Source organism: Methylobacterium variabile (assembly GCF_001043975.1).
Classification (GTDB): Bacteria; Pseudomonadota; Alphaproteobacteria; order Rhizobiales; family Beijerinckiaceae; genus Methylobacterium; species Methylobacterium variabile.
This window is the reverse complement of sequence record NZ_LABY01000234.1, coordinates 1-861: the sequence shown is the minus strand read 5'-3', so window position 1 is coordinate 861 and position 861 is coordinate 1. Positions and strand designations below refer to the sequence as shown.

General features: G+C 74.0%; 1 protein-coding gene and 1 pseudogene. Both read right to left on the bottom strand.

The features are described from left to right. Positions 1-220, bottom strand: a pseudogene (locus VQ02_RS38810) (PE family protein); the annotation flags it as partial. A 458-nt stretch (positions 221-678) separates the two neighbouring features. Further along, a partial coding sequence (locus tag VQ02_RS38805) for a hypothetical protein (RefSeq protein ID WP_209437075.1) occupies positions 679-861 on the bottom strand: 183 nt, incomplete at its 5' end.

Below are 861 nucleotides of genomic sequence, written 5' to 3'. Positions count from 1 at the left end.
CACCGCCGCCACCGCCGTAGTAGCCGCCGCCACCCTTGCCGCCGTTGCCGCCGCGGCCGCCCTTCGTGGCGTCGCCGCCGCCGCCACCGGCTCCGCCGTAGCCGCCGTAGTAGCCGCCGCCACCCATTCCGCCGCTGCCGGCGATGCCGCCGGCGAAGGCTTGCGGCGCGGCCGCCATCATGGCGACGGCCGACACGATCGCGAACATCGTCTTTCTCATGACAACCTCCTGCATCGGCACTCGCGGTGCCGGCGTGATGGATCGGGAATGGAAGGGGCCGCTTTGCGCGCCGGACCCCGTGCGCGGGTACGCTTTACGAGCGCTTCACTGCCGCTCGACTGTGTCTTGGGTCCGCCCGACGATGGGCGGGCCTCCTCAATCGAGAGGAAGAACTTGAGAGATCCGCCTCGTCCGGCAGATCGGGTTTGCATCGGGCGGGGCCGGACGAGGCGCGGGAGCCGGTCCGTGGTCCTGCCCGGATCATGTTCCGGCCGAAGCCGGTCCGGAGTTGCGCGACGCCTCCCGGGTGGGGCGGGCGTCGCTGCCGTGTCGATCCGAAGTCGTCGCCGCGGTCTCTGCTTGCCCCGGCGACGAGTGACAGTACCGTATCGGTCGATCGTCGCGGTGCTGTCGCGCACCATCGCGGTTGATGTGATCGACGGGGCGGTCCCGCGTCCTCAGTAGACGTTGCCGCCCTGGCCACCGGCGCCGCCGACGCCGCCATAGGCGCCCGTTGCCGCCGCCGCCGCCCTTGCCGCCCTTGTTGCCGTAGCCCGCCGCCGAGCCGCCGCCGCCGCCCTGGCCGCCCTGGCCGCCGTACGACCCGGCGCCGCCCCGGCCGCCGCCGCCGCCGCCCCCGC